Source organism: Variovorax robiniae, assembly GCF_037889955.1.
Classification (GTDB): Bacteria; Pseudomonadota; Gammaproteobacteria; order Burkholderiales; family Burkholderiaceae_C; genus Variovorax; species Variovorax robiniae.
Genome location: NZ_JBBKZS010000010.1, coordinates 98,712 through 114,169, shown reverse-complemented (window position 1 = coordinate 114,169; position 15,458 = coordinate 98,712). Strand labels below are relative to the sequence as shown.

Below are 15,458 nucleotides of genomic sequence, written 5' to 3'. Positions count from 1 at the left end.
GGGATGATGCCGCGTCGGCGGGTCGGCGACAATTCCGCCCGCCATGGAAACCCTCGCCGACTGGCTCGCCCACTGCGAGCAACTGCATGCCAAGAACATCGACCTCGGGCTGGACCGCGTGCGCGCGGTGGCCGACCGGCTCGGCCTGCGCTTCGACTGCCCCGTCATCACGGTGGCGGGCACCAACGGCAAGGGCTCGACCTGCGCCATGCTGGAGTCGATCCTGCGGCATGCCGGCTACCGCACCGGCGTCTACGGCTCGCCCCACCTGGTGCATTTCGAGGAGCGGCTGCGGCTGCGTGGCGAATCGGTGGAAGCCGCCGCGCTGCTGCCGCATTTCGCCGCCGTTGAAGTGGCGCGCGGATCGACCTCGCTGACGTATTTCGAATTCACCACGCTGGCGCTGCTGCACTGCATGGCGGCCAGCGGCGTCGAGGTCGCCATCCTCGAAGTCGGCCTGGGTGGCCGGCTGGACGCCGTCAACATCGTCGATGCCGACTGTGCCGTCATCACCAGCATCGACCTGGACCACATGGATTTCCTCGGGCCGGACCGCGAGAGTATCGGCTTCGAGAAGGCCGGGATCCTGCGCGCCGGTCGTCCGGCGATCGTGAGCGACCCGATGCCGCCGGACAGCGTCATCGCGCATGCGAACGCCATCGGCGCCGATCTCTGGCGTTTCGGCCACGATTTCAACGTGGCCGGCGACAAGCAGCAGTGGGGCTGGAGCGGTCGTGGCCGGCGTTACAGCGGACTGGCCTATCCGGCGCTGCGCGGCGCCAACCAGTTGATCAATGCAGCCGGCGTGCTGGCGGCGCTGGAAGCGCTGCGGCCGGTGCTGCCGATCACCGCCCAGGCCGTGCGCACCGGGCTGGCGATGGTCGAGCTGCCGGGCCGCTTCCAGATCGTGCCGGGCGAGCCTGCTTTGGTGCTCGACGTGGCCCACAACGGCCATGCCGTCGCGGCGCTGGCCGAGAACCTCGACGCGATGGGCTTCTACCCGACCACGCATGCCGTCTTCGGCGTGATGGCCGACAAGGACCTGGCGCCGATCTTCGCGCGCATCGGGCCGCTGATCGACCGCTGGTACTTCACCGACCTGCCCACGCCGCGCGCCGCGCCGGCCGCCGAGCTGCTGGCGCGCTGGCAGTCGCAGAACAGCCGCAAGGATGCGTCGGGCACGCTGTGCGCCAGCCCGATGGAGGCGCTCCAGGCGGCCATCGATCAGGCGGACCCCGCTGATAGAATCGTGGTCTTCGGATCGTTCTTTACCGTCGGCGGCGTGCTCCTCAATGGAACGCCCCGCCTGCAAGCCAAACACCTGTTGCGGGACGCTTGAAATGGGGCCTGAAGGGCCTGACAAGGCCTGATTTCCGCCGCATCATCACACCCACGCTGCTCTCCCACAGGAATCGAACTTTCATGGCGTTTTTCAAGTTCCGCGGACGCGGTTCGCAAGGCAACGAAGCCCGCAACGTGGCCGGTGCGGTGCCCGCGGAAAGCGTCGAGACCATGCGCCGTCGCGCCCGCCATCGCCTGCTCGGCGCGGCCGTGCTGGTGCTGCTGGGCGTGGTCGGATTCCCGCTGCTGTTCGACACGCAGCCGCGCCCCGTGGCGGTGGACATCCCGATCGAGATTCCGGACCGCAACAAGGTCAAGCCATTGCCCCTGCCGGCCGTTCCCGCGCCCACGACTTCCGCCACGCCGGGCAAGGACGCTTCGACCCGCGTCGCAGCGGTTGCGCCGGGCGGCGGCATGATCACCGAGGCCGCTGACGGCACGGAAATCGCGCCGTCGAAGCCGGTGGCCGATGCTGCACCCAAGCCAGAAGCGAAGCCGGAAGCCAAGGCCAAGCCGGAACCGAAGCCGGAGGCCAAGCCCGAAGCCAAGCCGGAGGTCAAGAAGGCCGAGGTGAAGCCGGAAGCCAAGCCCGAGGTCAAGAAGCCTGAGGCCAAGCCCGAAGCCAAGCCAAAGACCGAGACGAAAGAAGCCAAGGCGGACGCCAAGCCCGAGCCCAAGAAGCCGGCCGGCGATGACGAGGCACGCGCACGTGCCTTGCTCGACGGCCGCTCCGCCGACACCTCCGCCGCCAAGCCCGCTTCCGCAGCCGACGAGGCCGGCCGCTTCGTCGTGCAGGTCGGCGCCTTCGCCGATGCCGACAAGGCCCGCGAAGTCCGCCAGAAGCTGGAACGCGCCGGCCTGAAGACCTACACGCACGTCGCGAAGACGGCCGAAGGCGATCGCACCCGTGTGCGCGTCGGCCCCTTCGCCACGCGTGCCGATGCCGACAAGGCGGCTGCCCGCGTCAAGGGCCTGGCCTTGTCCGCCTCCGTGCTCACGCTGTAAGCAGCGCATTCCGTGGCGTTGCTGGATTGGGTTGTCGTCGCGCTGCTGTTGTTGTCGGTCCTGGTCGGCATGGTGCGCGGCCTGGTGTTCGAGTTGATGTCGCTGGCGGGTTGGGTCGTGGCCTTCATCTGCGCGCAGTTTTTTGCCGACCCTGTCGCGGCCTGGTTGCCGGTCGGTGCGCCTGATGCGGTGTGGCGATATGCGGTCGCTTTCGTGCTGGTGTTCGTGGCGGTGGCCTTCACGGCTGGATTGATCACGGCGCTGGTGCGCAAGATGATTGTGGCGGCCGGGCTAAGGCCGGTCGACCGTACCTTGGGTGCGGGTTTTGGTTTCGTGCGTGGGGCCGTCGCGTTGCTCGCGATGGCGGTAGGGATCCACCTTTTTTCGCTGAATGACAGCGCGTGGTGGCGCGAATCGCGCAGTGCCACTGTTCTGGATACGGCATTGCAGACCGTCAAGCCTGCGCTGCCCGAGAAATTGGCAAGCTACTTGCCCTGAGAGGATCGCTTCATGTGTGGAATCGTCGGCGTTGTCAGCAACGCCCCTGTCAATCAATTGATCTATGACGCCTTGCTGCTGCTGCAGCATCGCGGCCAGGATGCCGCCGGCATCGTGACCCTGCTCGACCGCAAGTTCTTCATGCACAAGGCCAAGGGCATGGTGAAGGACGTGTTCCGCACCCGCAACATGCGCGCGCTGCCCGGCAGCGTGGGCCTGGGCCAGGTGCGCTACCCGACGGCCGGCAACGCCTACAGCGAGGAAGAGGCGCAGCCCTTCTACGTGAACGCGCCCTTCGGCATCGTGCTGGTGCACAACGGCAACCTCACCAACGCGCACGCGCTGCGCGCCGAGCTGTTCTCCACCGACCACCGCCACACCAACACGGAGAGCGACTCCGAAGTGCTGCTCAACGTGCTCGCCAATGAGCTGGAGCGCGCCACGCGCGGCGTTCAGTTGCACACCGACCAACTCTTTGCTGCGGTGAAGAGCATGCACAAGCGCCTGCGCGGCTCCTACGCCGTGGTGTCGCTGATCTCGGGGCAGGGCCTGCTCGCTTTCCGCGACCCGTACGGCATCCGCCCCTTGTGCCTGGGCCGCAATGCGGAAGGCACCGCGATGGTGGCCAGCGAGTCGGTCGCGCTGGAAGGCCTGGGCTTCAAGTTCGAGCGCGACATTGCGCCAGGTGAAGCGGTCTTCATCGACATGCAGGGCCAGGTCCACGCGCACCAGTGCGCCGAGGCGCCCACGCTCAACCCCTGCATCTTCGAGTACGTCTACCTCGCGCGCCCGGACTCGACGATGGACGGCATCTCGGTCTACCAGGCGCGCCTGAATCTCGGCGAAACGCTGGCCAAGCGCGTCGTCTCCACGGTGCCGCCGAGCGACATCGACGTGATCATCCCGATCCCCGAGTCGAGCCGGCCCAGCGCAACCCAGCTCGCGCATCTGCTCGGCATTCCCTACCGCGAAGGCTTCGTCAAGAACCGCTACGTCGGCCGCACCTTCATCATGCCGGGGCAGGGCGAGCGCAAGAAGTCGGTGCGCCAGAAGCTCAACGCGATCGCCAGCGAATTCAAGGGCCGCAACGTGCTGCTGGTCGACGACTCGATCGTGCGCGGCACCACCAGCCGCGAGATCGTGCAGATGGCGCGCGACGCCGGCGCCCGCAAGGTCTACCTGGCCAGCGCCGCGCCGCCGGTGCGCTACCCCAACGTCTACGGCATCGACATGCCGACCAAGGGCGAACTGGTGGCGCATGACCGCACCATCGAGGAGATCCGTGCCCTCATCGGCTGCGATGCGCTGATCTACCAGGACGTCGACGCGATGAAGCGCGCGGTGATGAAGGCCGCACCCGCGACCGCCGGCGCATCGAAGTTCGCGGGCCTCGAGGCCTCCTGCTTCGACGGCTACTACGTGACCGGCGACATCGACACCGATGCGATCAACCGCATGAACAACAACCGCCCGCGTGTCGAAGAGACCGAGGAAGACGCCTCCCGCCTGGCGCTGCCCAACCTGAACTGAAAGCCGTCGTGACCGATCGATCCCTGCCCGCGGGCCTGCACCGCGACACGCTGGCGGTGCGCACGGCCCTGGAGCCGAGCCAGTACGGCGAGAACTCCGAGGCGCTGTTCCTCACGAGCAGCTTCGTGCAGCCCGATGCCGAGACCTCGGCGCGACGCTTCGCGGGCACGGAGGAGGGCTTTACCTACACCCGCACCTCCAACCCGACGGTGACCAGCTTCGAGCGCCGCCTGGCTGCACTGGAAGGCACCGAGGCGGCGATCGGCGCATCGAGCGGCATGGGCGCGATCCTCATGATGTGCATGGGCCTGCTGAAGGCCGGCGACCATGTGGTGAGCTCGCGTTCGCTGTTCGGCTCGACCTTCAACCTGCTGGGCCGCGAGTTCGCGAAGTTCGGCGTCGAGACCACCTTCGTCTCGCAGTCCGATGTGGCCGAATGGCGCGCCGCCGTGCGGCCCAACACGAAGCTGTTGTTCGCCGAGACGCCGACCAATCCGCTGACCGAAGTCTGCGACATCCGCGCGCTGGCCGACATCGCACACGGCGTGGGCGCATTGCTGGCCGTGGACAACTGCTTCTGCTCACCGGCGTTGCAGCGCCCGACAGAGTTCGGCGCCGACCTCGTGCTGCATTCCGGCACCAAGTACCTCGACGGCCAGGGCCGCGTCCTGGCCGGCGCCATCTGCACCAGCGCGAAGCTCGTCAACGAAGTCTTCGGCCCCGTGGTGCGCACCGCCGGCATGGCGCTGTCGCCCTTCAATGCCTGGGTCGTGCTCAAGGGCCTCGAGACATTGAGCCTGCGCATGAAGGCGCATTGCGACAACGCGCTCGCGTTGGCCCGATGGCTGGAGACGCAGCCCGCGGTCAAGCGCGTCTACTACCCCGGGCTCGCATCGCACCCGCAGCATGCGCTCGTGATGCAGCAGCAGTCGGGGCAGGGCGGCGCCGTGGTGTCCTTCGACGTGCTCGGCGACACGCCAGAAGATGCGCGCGCGAATGCCTTCCACGTGATAGACAGCACCCGTGTGCTGAGCATCACTGCCAACCTCGGCGACACGAAGACCACCATCACCCATCCGGCCACCACATCGCATGGCCGCCTCTCCGAGCCGCAGCGGCAAGCCGCCGGCATCAGCCAGGGCCTGATCCGCATCGCGGCCGGCCTCGACCACATCGACGACATCCAGGCCGACCTGCTGCGCGGCCTCGGCACGCTCGCCATTTGAATCCCATGACCCGAAAAATCAGAACCCGCATCGCCCCGTCGCCCACCGGCTTCCTGCACCTGGGCACCGCCCGCACCGCCCTCTACTCGTGGGCCTATGCGCGCCATCACGGCGGCGAATTCGTGCTGCGCATCGAGGACACCGACGTGGCCCGCTCGACGCAGGAATCGACCGACCAGATCCTCGCCTCCATGCACTGGCTCGGCCTCGAATACGACGAAGGCCCGATCTACCAGATGCAGCGACTTGCGCGCTACCAGGAAGTCATCGCGCAGATGATTGCCGAAGGCAAGGCCTACCACTGCTACTGCACGCCGGAAGACCTCGAAGCCATGCGCGAAGCGCAACGCGCGCGCGGCGAGAAGACGCTCTACGACCGCCGCTGGCGCCCCGAGCCAGGCAAGGTGTTGCCGCCGGTGCCGCAAGGCGTGCCGCCCGTGGTGCGCTTCTGCAACCCGGTCGAAGGCGACGTGACCTGGGACGACCTGGTCAAGGGCCCGATCACCATCAACAACCGCGAGATCGACGACCTGATCATCCAGCGGCCCGACGGTGTGCCCACCTACAACTTCGCCGTGGTGGTGGACGACTGGGACATGGCGATCAGCCACGTCTTCCGTGGCGACGAGCACATCAACAACACGCCGTGGCAGATCAACATCTTCAATGCGCTTGGCGCACCGCTGCCGCAGTTCGGCCATGTGCCGGTGATCCTGGGCGATGACGGCCAGAAGCTCTCCAAGCGCCGCGGCGCCGTGAGCGTGACCGCCTACGAAGAGAACGGCTACCTTCCCGAAGCGATGCTGAACTACCTCGCGCGCCTGGGCTGGAGCCATGGCGACGACGAACTGTTCTCGCGCGAGCAACTGGTGCAATGGTTCGACGGCACGCACCTGTCGAAGAGCCCGGCGCAATGGGACGCGGCCAAGCTGAGCTGGGTCAACGCGCACTACATCAAGCAGATGGACAACGCCGCGCTGGCTCAACTGGTGAGCGCGCAACTGAAGAAGCGCGGCATCGAGAGCGATGCGCGCCTGCCGGACATCTGCGCCTTGTTCAAGGACCGTTGCGATACGACGGTCGCACTCGCCAATTGGGCGGCCGGCTTCTATGCCGACGTGGCGGCGAGCGACGCCGATCGTGCGCAGCATCTGACCGAAAGTATTCGTCCTGCGGTGGCTGCGCTGGCCGACAAGCTTTCCGCCGTTGCAAATTGGGACAAAGTGTCCATCGCAGCGGCCATCAAGGAAGTTTTGGCTTCGCAGGGCCTTAAAATGCCGGCTCTCGCCATGCCGGTGCGCGTGTTGGTCCTCGGAACACCACAGACACCTTCGCTCGATGCGGTGCTCGCACTCTTTTCTCGCGAAACTATTTTGGCAAGGTTGAGTAAGAGCTGATTTTCGGTATATAATTTGAGGCTCGACACGCAGTGAGCAGGGGCTCAGCGAAAAGACGAAAGTCTTGTTGGAAACTTGGGGGTATAGCTCAGCTGGGAGAGCGCTTGCATGGCATGCAAGAGGTCATCGGTTCGATCCCGTTTACCTCCACCAAAGTTTCTTGTCGAGTCGGAAGATGTTCCAAGGTTTTGACCCTATCGTCTAGAGGCCTAGGACACCACCCTTTCACGGTGGCTACCGGGGTTCGAATCCCCGTAGGGTCGCCAAATTGACTTAGGTCAGCGAGGCACAAGTGGCAACACTTGGCTCTGTTTTCAGAGCGAACGTTGTCTACCAGGAGTGGTAGTTCAGTTGGTTAGAATACCGGCCTGTCACGCCGGGGGTCGCGGGTTCGAGTCCCGTCCACTCCGCCACTATTGCGGCTTTGCCGCAGAAACGCCCACTATCAAGTGGGCGTTTCTTTTTCCGGATCGCCTTTGCGCATCCAAGCTCGAAGCCAGGCGCCCAGCTTCGGCCGGAACAGCTCCTCTCCTCAGCATTCACTGTTCGCGTGAGCGGACTGCCGCTCGCGAATTTGCGCCAGAACAAGCCAGCCCGTGCCAATTGCCGGCATGCTCGGCCCCGGCGCCATCCAGGATGGCGCTCCACACCAGATCGCGATGCAGCCCATCGACCATCGGACCATGCCCTCGGCCGTCTCTGCAGGCTCCGTGCAGGGATGGCGGTCGGCTGCTGCTTCGGCGGTGCGTCACGACGACGTGCTTGATGCGTTCCCATGACGCGGCACCCCCTCCCGTCGGGTCCGCGGTCGATTCGGGTGTGCATTGGCATCGGCGGCATGCTCGTCTGGGGTCTTGCCGGAGCACAGGCGACGATGGCGCCGGATGCTTCGACGGTCCGCGCGACACGCGCCAGTGAACCGGTGCAGCACGCGCAGGCCGTGTCCGGCAAGCGCCCGGACGCGCCGGCGGACGTGAGCGATCTGGTCGAGCGAGGGCGCTTGGCATGGCGTGCCGGCGATCGCTATGCGGCGCTCGCAGCCTTCGGCCAGGCCCGCCGCCTTCAACCCGACAACCCCGAGATTGCACAGGCACTGGCCGATGTGCTGGTGGAACTGGGTGCGCCGAGCGGCGCTGCGTATTCCATCGGCCCACGCGCCGACCCCGGGCTGCGCAGTCGTCTGGCCGCGCAGCGCCTGCGGTGGGCGATGGACCTGCACCCGCTCTCACCCGATCCGCGGCGTCGCTTCGACGACATCGATCCCGCGCTGGCTGGCCTGGACGCATTGCTGGCGGAAGCACGCGCCGCGACGCCGCCCGATGCGGGCCTGGTCACCCGCCTGCAGCGCGACCGGGCAGTGGCCCTGCGCCAACGCGAGCGTTGGCAGGACGCGCTCGACCAGGTGGCGTCCTTGCGAGCCGCCGGGGATGCTGTCCCCGCCTATGTGCTGCAGGCCGAGGCGGATGCGCTGCTGGCGTTGCGGCGTCCGGCCGATGCACGACGCGTCTACAACGAAGCGCTGCAAGGCCTGACGCCGGCCCAGAAAGCGGACGACGAAGGCCCGTGGCGCTCGCTCATGACCAGCCGCGCTTATGCGGAGGAAGAAAGCGAAGACTTCGATGCCGCCTTTGCCACGGTCGCCGCGCTGGTCGCCGAGGCCGGCCCGCCGTGGCGCGGCGCGAGCGCATCGCAGACGCCGCGCGAGAACGACGCCTGGCTTTCCGCGCAGGCCTTCGACGCCGCCATGTACAGCTATGCCGGGATGCCGGCCGCCTCGTGGGAACGCATCGCGCCACTCGAAAGCGGCGCGCCGGCACTGGCGTGGTTGCGCGCGCAGGCCGCCGGCGTGGCGGCGCAGCAGGGCTGGCCGCGCCAGGCGGAAGATGGCATCGACACGGCCGCGTCCCTCGCGCCCGAGGACTTCGGCATCCGCCTGCAGCAGGTCGAATCGGACACGCGACGGCACCGCCTGCCAAGGGCCGATGAGCGACTGGCGCCGCTGCTGGAACAGGGGGGCGACCTGCCGCAGGTGCAGAACGTCCGGCGCGAACTGGACGCGGAGTCAGGGCCGAGCGTTCGCATGGAACTGGGTGGCAGGGACACTTCGAGCCAGGCCTTGCGCGGGCCCGGCAATGGCTGGAACGCCAATCTCCAGGTCGAGTCCTCGACCATCGGCGGCACATGGCGCCTCGTCGGCTTGGCCGACGGCCTCGCCGAATCGCTGCAGGAGGGCCGTGCCGAACGCCAGCGCCTGGGCGGCGGCGTGCAGGGACGCTGGCCCGACTGGAAGCTCGCCCTGCTGGCATGGTCCCAGACCGGCTCGTTGAACACCACCGGCGGCTCGGTGGCCGCGCAATGGGAGCCCACCGACCACTGGACCTTCCTGGCCGACGCCGCCAAGCATTCGCCCGACACGCCGCTGCGCGCGGACTTCCATGGCATCAGCGCCGATTCCGTGGGCGCCGGGGTTCGCTACGCGTGGACTGCCGCAAACGAGATGGGCGTGCGCGTGCAGTACATGGACTTCACGGACGGCAACCGGCGCGAGCAGGTCACGCTCGACGGCAGCTTCAACGTCTACGCCCGCCCGCACCTGAACATCACGCTGCGACCCCGCCTCGAATGGCAGCGCAACAGCCTGGCGGCCACGCCGTACTTCAATCCGATCGAGGGATGGCTCCCGTCGATCGAGGCCGAGGTGGAACACATCCTGTGGCGCGCCTACGAGCGCGCCTTCGTGCATCGGCTGCGGCTGAACGTGGGCGCCTACGACCAGCGCAGCTTCGGCACCCACGGGGTGGGCAGTGCCGCCTACGAGCAGGGCTGGCGCCACGACCCCTGGACGGAGCTCACCTGGGGCGTCGAATGGGCGAGCAGGGTGTACGACGGCCAGCGCGAGCGTACCCTGCGCGCCTATCTGGTCCTTCAGCACAAGTTCGGAAGATGAGCATGAAGCCTTCGACCTGGATCACGGCGACCCGTGTCATGGTGCGCGTGCTGGGCCTCGTGTGGCTGTGCATCGCCGCTAACCCTTCGCTCGCGCAGCCATCGGCACCGGCCCCGACCTTCGTCAGCATCGCTTTCCACGACGTGGTCGATGCCCGAAACGAACTGGACGACAACTCACTCAGCACTGATCGCCTGCTGAGCTTCTTCGACTGGCTGCGCGGCAACGGCTGGACCGCGGTGTCGCTCGATGACATCGCGCGTGCGCGTCGCGGCGAGAAGGCCCTGCCGGCCAAGGCGGTGCTGCTGACCTTCGACGATGGCTACCGCAGCCTCTACACCCGTGTCTATCCGCTGGCCCTGGCCTACGGCTATCCGGTCGTCGCGGCGCTGGTGACCGAATGGATGGACGCGCCCGCGGGTTCGATGGTTCGGTATGACGATGAGTCGATGCCGCGCGAGCGCTTCATCACCTGGGACCAGGCGCGGGAGATGCAGCGCTCGGGCCTGGTCGAGTTCGCGCTGCACACCCAGTCTCTGCACGATGAAGTCGTCGGCAATCCGCAGGGCAACACGATGCCTTCGGCGGTGACGCGCAGGTTCACGCCCGGTGCCGGTTACCAGAGTGAGGCGGAGTTTGCGGCGGGCCTTCGGGCCGACTTTGCAGGCGGTCGTGCCACCTTGCAGCGTGAACTGGGCAAGGCGCCGCGTGCGCTGGTGTGGCCCTACGGCCGCTACAGCGCCATCGGCATTAGCGTGGCGCAGGAGTTCGGCTTCGAGTTCACGCTGAGTCTCGACGGCGGACCAGCCAAGGTGCGCGAGCACTTGAACATCGCGCGCTTCCTGCCGTCGTACAACACGCCGCTGCCGGACCTGGTGCGCAACCTGCGGCCCGATCCGAACGACTGGAGCGTGGACCGTCTTGCCTGCCTCGACCCTGCCTCGTTGTGGACCGGCGTCGCGGACAGCAGCAATGAGCGACTGGGCCGCGCGATCGAGCGCGTGCGGGTGCTGGGCGTGTCGGGGCTGGTGGTCGATGCGGTACGCCGCGACACGCAGGGACGGATCACCGGCGCCTGGTTCCCGACGCGGGAGTTGCCGCTTGCGGGCGACTGGCTGTCACGCGTGTCGTGGCAGATGCGCACGCGTGCCAGCGTCAAGGTGTATGTGCGTCTGCCGCATCGCGACGCGCTCGCGGCACTGGGGGATGAAGCACGCGTGCAGCGCCTGTACGAAGACCTGGGCGCGATGGTGCCCATCGACGGATGGCTGTTCGAGGATGCGGTGGCGCCGGCCCGGCCGATGCGCTTTGACGACCCGCCGCCGCTGTACGCGCATCGCGCCGGGTTGCCTGTGCGCTGGTCCGCATGGGTGTTGCGCGAGCGTCGGGAGTCGATGCGCGAGACCCTGCTTCGTGCCGACAACGCGGATGCGTTGGGATGGCGCGCATTCGCCACACTCGATGCCGCGCGACCGGCCCTCGAGTTGCTGTGGCTGATGCCGGCAGGCGCTCCGGCTGCGCCGCATCCGCTGGCCGACATCACGCTGGTGCCCACGGCCCTGGGCGCACCGGCGGCGAGCGACCGCCTCGCGTCGGTCGATCCGGCCGTCGTGCCCTGGTTCACGGGCGCCATGCCGCCGGATGCCCGCTTGCTGGCCCGCAGCGCGGTCGACTTCCAGCGCCACGGCGGCGTCTCGCTGGGCTGGTGCCCCGACGATCCGGTGGCCGACCAACCGGCGGCCGCCATCGCAGCGCCGGCGGTGTCCGGGTCGCTTTTCCCGAAACGACGATGAGCGCCACAGAGGAACTCACACCATGAGCTTTCAGGACCTCGTCGTCACCCTCTGCTGCGGCTATCCCTTCATCATGGCCATCTACTGGATCTGCGGCGGCCTGCTGTACGTCTTCCTGCGCGGGCGCCATGAGCCGCGGCCGGAGGACCCGCCAACGCTGCCGGACTACCCGGGCGTGTCGGTTCTGGTGCCCTGCCACAACGAGGCGCGCCAACTGGCAGAGACCTTCGGGGCACTGTCGCGCATCAAGTACCCGAACTTCGAGGTCATTGCGATCAACGATGGCTCCACCGACCAGACGGGCGCCTGGCTCGAAGCGCTGATCCCGCAGATGTCCAACCTGCGCGTGGTGCAACTGCAAAGCAACCAGGGCAAGTCCACCGCGCTGAACACCGGGGCCTTGGCGGCGCGCCACGAGTTGCTGGTCTGCATCGATGGCGACGCGTTGCTGGAACCGCACGCGCTGACCTGGCTGGTGCGCCGCTTCCAGACCGATGCGCGCATCGGCGGTCTCACCGGCAACCCGCGCATTCGCAACCATGCGACGCTGCTGGGTCGGCTGCAGGTCGGCGAGTTCTCGTCCATCGTGGGGCTGATCAAGCGCGCGCAGACCGTGTATGGCTCGCTCTTCACCGTGTCCGGCGTCATCTGCGCCTTTCGCAAGCGCGCGCTGCAGGACGCGGGCTGGTGGTCGCGCGAGGCCTTGACGGACGATGTCGACGTGAGCTGGCGCATGCAGCTCGCCGGCTGGCGCCTCGCCTTCGAGCCCAAGGCCATTTGCTGGATCCTGATGCCGGAAACCTTGCGCGGCCTGTGGCGCCAGCGCGTGCGATGGGCCGAGGGTGGGGCGGCCGTCATGCTCAAGGTGCTGCCCTTGCTGCCGCGCCAGCCGCGCATGCTGCCGGCCTGGATCAACTTCGTGATCTCCACGCTGTGGGCCTATGCGATGTTGATCGGCTTCCTGCTCTGGGTGGTGATTCCATCGCTCATGCATTTCGGGCTCAGCCTGGAGGCATTGCCGCCCGGCTTCATTACCTATCCGCGGGACTGGGGGCAGATCCTTGCGTTCACCTACCTCGCCCAGGCGCTGACCAGTGCATGGATCGACGAACGCTTCGAGCACGGCATCTTCCGCTCGCTGTTCTGGCTGGTCTGGTATCCGATCGCGTTCTGGGCCGCGCAGGCGCTCACCTCGATCGTCGGCGTGCCGCGGGCGCTGTGGCACATGGGCAGCATGCGCGGCACCTGGGTGAGCCCGGACCGGGGCATCCGCTGAACCGGGGGAGCAAGCACATGCAGCAAGAGACCCAGCCTGCCGATCGCGGCGAGACGCAGCCACCGATCCTGCTGGCGGCGCCAGCGCTGTGGCCGCCGCGCATTCCACGGACGCAGGCCCGGTGGTGGATGCGCCTGCGCGACATGGTGCTGACCTTGCTCGCGTGGATGGCCTACTTGTGGATCCTGCGCCGGTTCCTCGTCGCCGGCATCGCGTGGCTGAGCCCGGCGGCCGGGGAGTATCTCCGGGGTGTCATCGACGTCTCGTACGTCGTGCACCTGCAGCCGTATCTGTGGGTCGCGGCGGGCCTCGTGATCTGGCTGGCCCTCGCCGGGCTGGGCCATCGGCGGCATCTGCGCAGCCAGGGCGGCACCGGCCAGGAAGTGCCGCCCTTGTCGCCCGAGGCGCACTTCGCCGCGCGGGGTGTGCAAGCATCGGCGTCGACCGCCTGGCGCGAGGCGCGCTGCCTGCAGGTGGCCTTCGACGCCGAAGGCCGCATCACCGGCGTGGCGCCATGCAGCGCGCCCGCGAGCCCTCGAAGCTGATCCCCGGACGCTCGTCTGCAGCGCCCTGAAGGCGTCCGACAAGGCGCCGCGCCGGGGGCATTCCCCGCCCCGCCCCCCCTCCGCGAAGGAGGGGGTTGCACGGAGGGGCGCCGCCCAGAATTCCTGCGCCCCCAAACCACCCGGCCACCCTCGCAGCGCCGGGCATTCAAACCAGAACGTGTATCCAGAAATGAGGAGAAAAGTGCAACATCGCCCCTTCCCGGTCCGGCCCGCTGCGAGCCAGCCGACCTTCCCACTCGCCGCCACGGCGCTCGCCGTCGCCCTCCTGTCGATCTCATCCGGGGCGCAGGCATTCGAGCTGGACACCGGCAACCCCGACCTGACCCTGCGCTGGGACAACACGCTGCGCTACAACTACGCGAGCCGCGTGGAGGAGCGCGACTCGAAGATCGGCAACTCGGCCGTGTCGGACGAGGGGACGTACAGCTTCAACAAGGGCCAGGCCGTCGCGAACCGCGTCGACCTGCTCAGCGAGATCGACCTGACCTGGAAGAAGCGCTACGGCGCGCGCGTGAGCGGCGCCGGCTGGTATGACGATGCCTACAGCTCGGTGAGCCATACCAACCCGAACCCGCCGCTGACCAACATCCCCAGCTACATCGGCAAGCGCTACAGCGACTACACCCAGCGCTACTACCACGGGCCTTCGGGCGAACTGCTCGATGCCTTCGTGTTCGGCGGCGTGGACCTCGGCGAGGTGCCGGTCAATGTGAAGCTCGGCCGCCACTCGCTCTACTGGGGCGAGTCGCTGTTCCTGGCCGGCAACCTCAACAGCGTGGCCTATGCGCAGAACCCGCTGGACTTGCAGAAGGGCTTTGCCACGCCCGGCGTGGAAGCCAAGGAACTGTTCCGTCCGCTGAACCAGTTGTCCTTCCAGTCCCAGGTGACCGACACCCTGTCGATCGCCGGCCAGTACATGCTGGAGTGGGATTCCTTCCGCTATCCCGAAGGCGGCACCTACCTCGGCCCGGTGGACTTCGCCTTCAACGGCCCGGACCGCCAGTTCATCTCGCAGGCGCTCGGCTTCGCGCGCCGGGGCGATCCGTCCGAGCCCAAGCAACGTGGCGAAGGCGGCCTTTCGGCGCGCTGGAGCCCGGCATGGCTCGACGGCACCATGGGCTTCTACTGGCGCAATTTCGCCGACAAGCTGCCGCAGACCTTCCTCACGCAGGTCGGCCCCGGCACCAGCCGCTACAACCTGATCTACGCCGACAACATCAACCTGTACGGCATCAGCCTGGCCAAGAACATCGGCGGCATCAGCTTCGGCAGCGAACTCTCGTACCGCCAGAACACGCCGCTCAACAGCACGGTGCTGGGCATCTCCCCCGGTCTGCCGACGCCGGGCGACACCAAGGGCCCGCGCGGCGACACGTACCACGGGCTCATCAACGCCGTCGGCGTGATCAACAAGACCCCCCTGTTCGACACCGCCACCTGGGCGGCCGAACTGGTGTGGTCGCAATGGGCCAAGGTGCGCAGCGGCGGCAACCTGTTCTTTGCCGAGGGCTTCGCGCCTTGCGTCGGCAAGGACAAGTGGGACGGCTGCACGACGAAGAACTACCTCGGTGCCGGCTTGGCGTTCACGCCCACCTGGTTCCAGGTGTTCCCCGGCGTCGATCTTTCGATGCCAATGACCTACGCGGTGGGCCTCAGCGGCAACGCGGCCACGATCTTCGGCGGCAACCAGGGCAACGGCAACTACAGCGTCGGCCTGGGTGTGGACGTCCAGCAGAAGTACCGCTTCGACCTCAAGTACATCGATTACCTCGGCAAGTACCGCAGCACCAACGGTACCGCCGTCACCAGCCAGAACGGCTTCACGACGCTGCTCAAGGATCGCGGCTTCGTGAGCCTCACCTTCAAGACCACTTTCTAA

At 67.4% G+C, this 15,458-nt stretch carries 11 protein-coding genes and 3 tRNA genes; all 14 read left to right on the top strand.

The window, feature by feature from the left end:
• Nucleotides 1-43 precede the first annotated feature (43 nt).
• The 14 genes from folC to WKW79_RS22310 all read left to right on the top strand — a co-directional run bounded on the left by folC (nucleotide 44) and on the right by WKW79_RS22310 (nucleotide 15,458).
• The gene (gene folC / locus WKW79_RS22375) at nucleotides 44-1,339 is read left to right on the top strand and encodes a bifunctional tetrahydrofolate synthase/dihydrofolate synthase (protein ID WP_340337407.1); all 1,296 of its coding nucleotides are present in this window, start codon (nucleotides 44-46) and stop codon (nucleotides 1,337-1,339) included.
• A gap of 83 nt (nucleotides 1,340-1,422) precedes the next feature.
• Nucleotides 1,423-2,346 carry an SPOR domain-containing protein gene (locus WKW79_RS22370; protein WP_340337406.1) on the top strand — a complete coding sequence of 308 codons (924 nt, stop codon included), beginning with the start codon at nucleotides 1,423-1,425 and terminating at the stop codon, nucleotides 2,344-2,346.
• Between the two features lie 12 nt (nucleotides 2,347-2,358).
• Nucleotides 2,359-2,844: a CvpA family protein gene (locus tag WKW79_RS22365; RefSeq protein ID WP_340337405.1), complete on the top strand. Its 486-nt coding sequence runs from the start codon at nucleotides 2,359-2,361 to the stop codon at nucleotides 2,842-2,844.
• A gap of 12 nt (nucleotides 2,845-2,856) precedes the next feature.
• Nucleotides 2,857-4,374, top strand: a complete 1,518-nt coding sequence (purF, locus tag WKW79_RS22360) for an amidophosphoribosyltransferase (protein WP_340337404.1) — start codon at nucleotides 2,857-2,859, stop codon at nucleotides 4,372-4,374.
• A gap of 8 nt (nucleotides 4,375-4,382) precedes the next feature.
• The gene (locus WKW79_RS22355) at nucleotides 4,383-5,600 is read left to right on the top strand and encodes an O-succinylhomoserine sulfhydrylase (protein ID WP_340337403.1); all 1,218 of its coding nucleotides are present in this window, start codon (nucleotides 4,383-4,385) and stop codon (nucleotides 5,598-5,600) included.
• A gap of 5 nt (nucleotides 5,601-5,605) precedes the next feature.
• The gene (gene gltX / locus WKW79_RS22350) at nucleotides 5,606-6,997 is read left to right on the top strand and encodes a glutamate--tRNA ligase (RefSeq protein ID WP_340337402.1); all 1,392 of its coding nucleotides are present in this window, start codon (nucleotides 5,606-5,608) and stop codon (nucleotides 6,995-6,997) included.
• Nucleotides 6,998-7,074: 77 nt separating this feature from the next.
• A tRNA-Ala gene (locus WKW79_RS22345) sits at nucleotides 7,075-7,150 on the top strand.
• 37 nt (nucleotides 7,151-7,187) lie between these two features.
• A tRNA-Glu gene (locus tag WKW79_RS22340) sits at nucleotides 7,188-7,263 on the top strand.
• Nucleotides 7,264-7,333: 70 nt separating this feature from the next.
• Nucleotides 7,334-7,410: transfer RNA gene (locus tag WKW79_RS22335), tRNA-Asp, on the top strand.
• A 425-nt stretch (nucleotides 7,411-7,835) separates the two neighbouring features.
• On the top strand, nucleotides 7,836-9,944 hold the full coding sequence (gene pgaA / locus WKW79_RS22330) for a poly-beta-1,6 N-acetyl-D-glucosamine export porin PgaA (RefSeq protein ID WP_340337401.1): 2,109 nt from the start codon (nucleotides 7,836-7,838) through the stop codon (nucleotides 9,942-9,944).
• A 2-nt stretch (nucleotides 9,945-9,946) separates the two neighbouring features.
• Nucleotides 9,947-11,737 (top strand): poly-beta-1,6-N-acetyl-D-glucosamine N-deacetylase PgaB, encoded by a 1,791-nt coding sequence (pgaB, locus tag WKW79_RS22325; RefSeq protein WP_340337400.1) that lies wholly within the window; start codon nucleotides 9,947-9,949, stop codon nucleotides 11,735-11,737.
• 22 nt (nucleotides 11,738-11,759) lie between these two features.
• Nucleotides 11,760-13,013 carry a poly-beta-1,6-N-acetyl-D-glucosamine synthase gene (gene pgaC / locus WKW79_RS22320; RefSeq protein ID WP_340337399.1) on the top strand — a complete coding sequence of 418 codons (1,254 nt, stop codon included), beginning with the start codon at nucleotides 11,760-11,762 and terminating at the stop codon, nucleotides 13,011-13,013.
• A gap of 17 nt (nucleotides 13,014-13,030) precedes the next feature.
• On the top strand, nucleotides 13,031-13,558 hold the full coding sequence (gene pgaD, locus WKW79_RS22315) for a poly-beta-1,6-N-acetyl-D-glucosamine biosynthesis protein PgaD (RefSeq protein WP_340337398.1): 528 nt from the start codon (nucleotides 13,031-13,033) through the stop codon (nucleotides 13,556-13,558).
• 202 nt (nucleotides 13,559-13,760) lie between these two features.
• Entirely contained in the window at nucleotides 13,761-15,458 is a 1,698-nt protein-coding gene (locus tag WKW79_RS22310; RefSeq protein ID WP_340337397.1) for a DUF1302 domain-containing protein, read from the top strand.

Coding starts and splice junctions, on each gene's coding strand:
- folC (WP_340337407.1), top strand. CDS start 44: ATGGAAACCCTCGCCGACTGGCTCGCCCACTGCGAGCAACTGCATGCC.
- WKW79_RS22370 (WP_340337406.1), top strand. CDS start 1,423: ATGGCGTTTTTCAAGTTCCGCGGACGCGGTTCGCAAGGCAACGAAGCC.
- purF (WP_340337404.1), top strand. CDS start 2,857: ATGTGTGGAATCGTCGGCGTTGTCAGCAACGCCCCTGTCAATCAATTG.
- gltX (WP_340337402.1), top strand. CDS start 5,606: ATGACCCGAAAAATCAGAACCCGCATCGCCCCGTCGCCCACCGGCTTC.
- pgaA (WP_340337401.1), top strand. CDS start 7,836: ATGCTCGTCTGGGGTCTTGCCGGAGCACAGGCGACGATGGCGCCGGAT.
- pgaB (WP_340337400.1), top strand. CDS start 9,947: ATGAAGCCTTCGACCTGGATCACGGCGACCCGTGTCATGGTGCGCGTG.
- pgaC (WP_340337399.1), top strand. CDS start 11,760: ATGAGCTTTCAGGACCTCGTCGTCACCCTCTGCTGCGGCTATCCCTTC.
- pgaD (WP_340337398.1), top strand. CDS start 13,031: ATGCAGCAAGAGACCCAGCCTGCCGATCGCGGCGAGACGCAGCCACCG.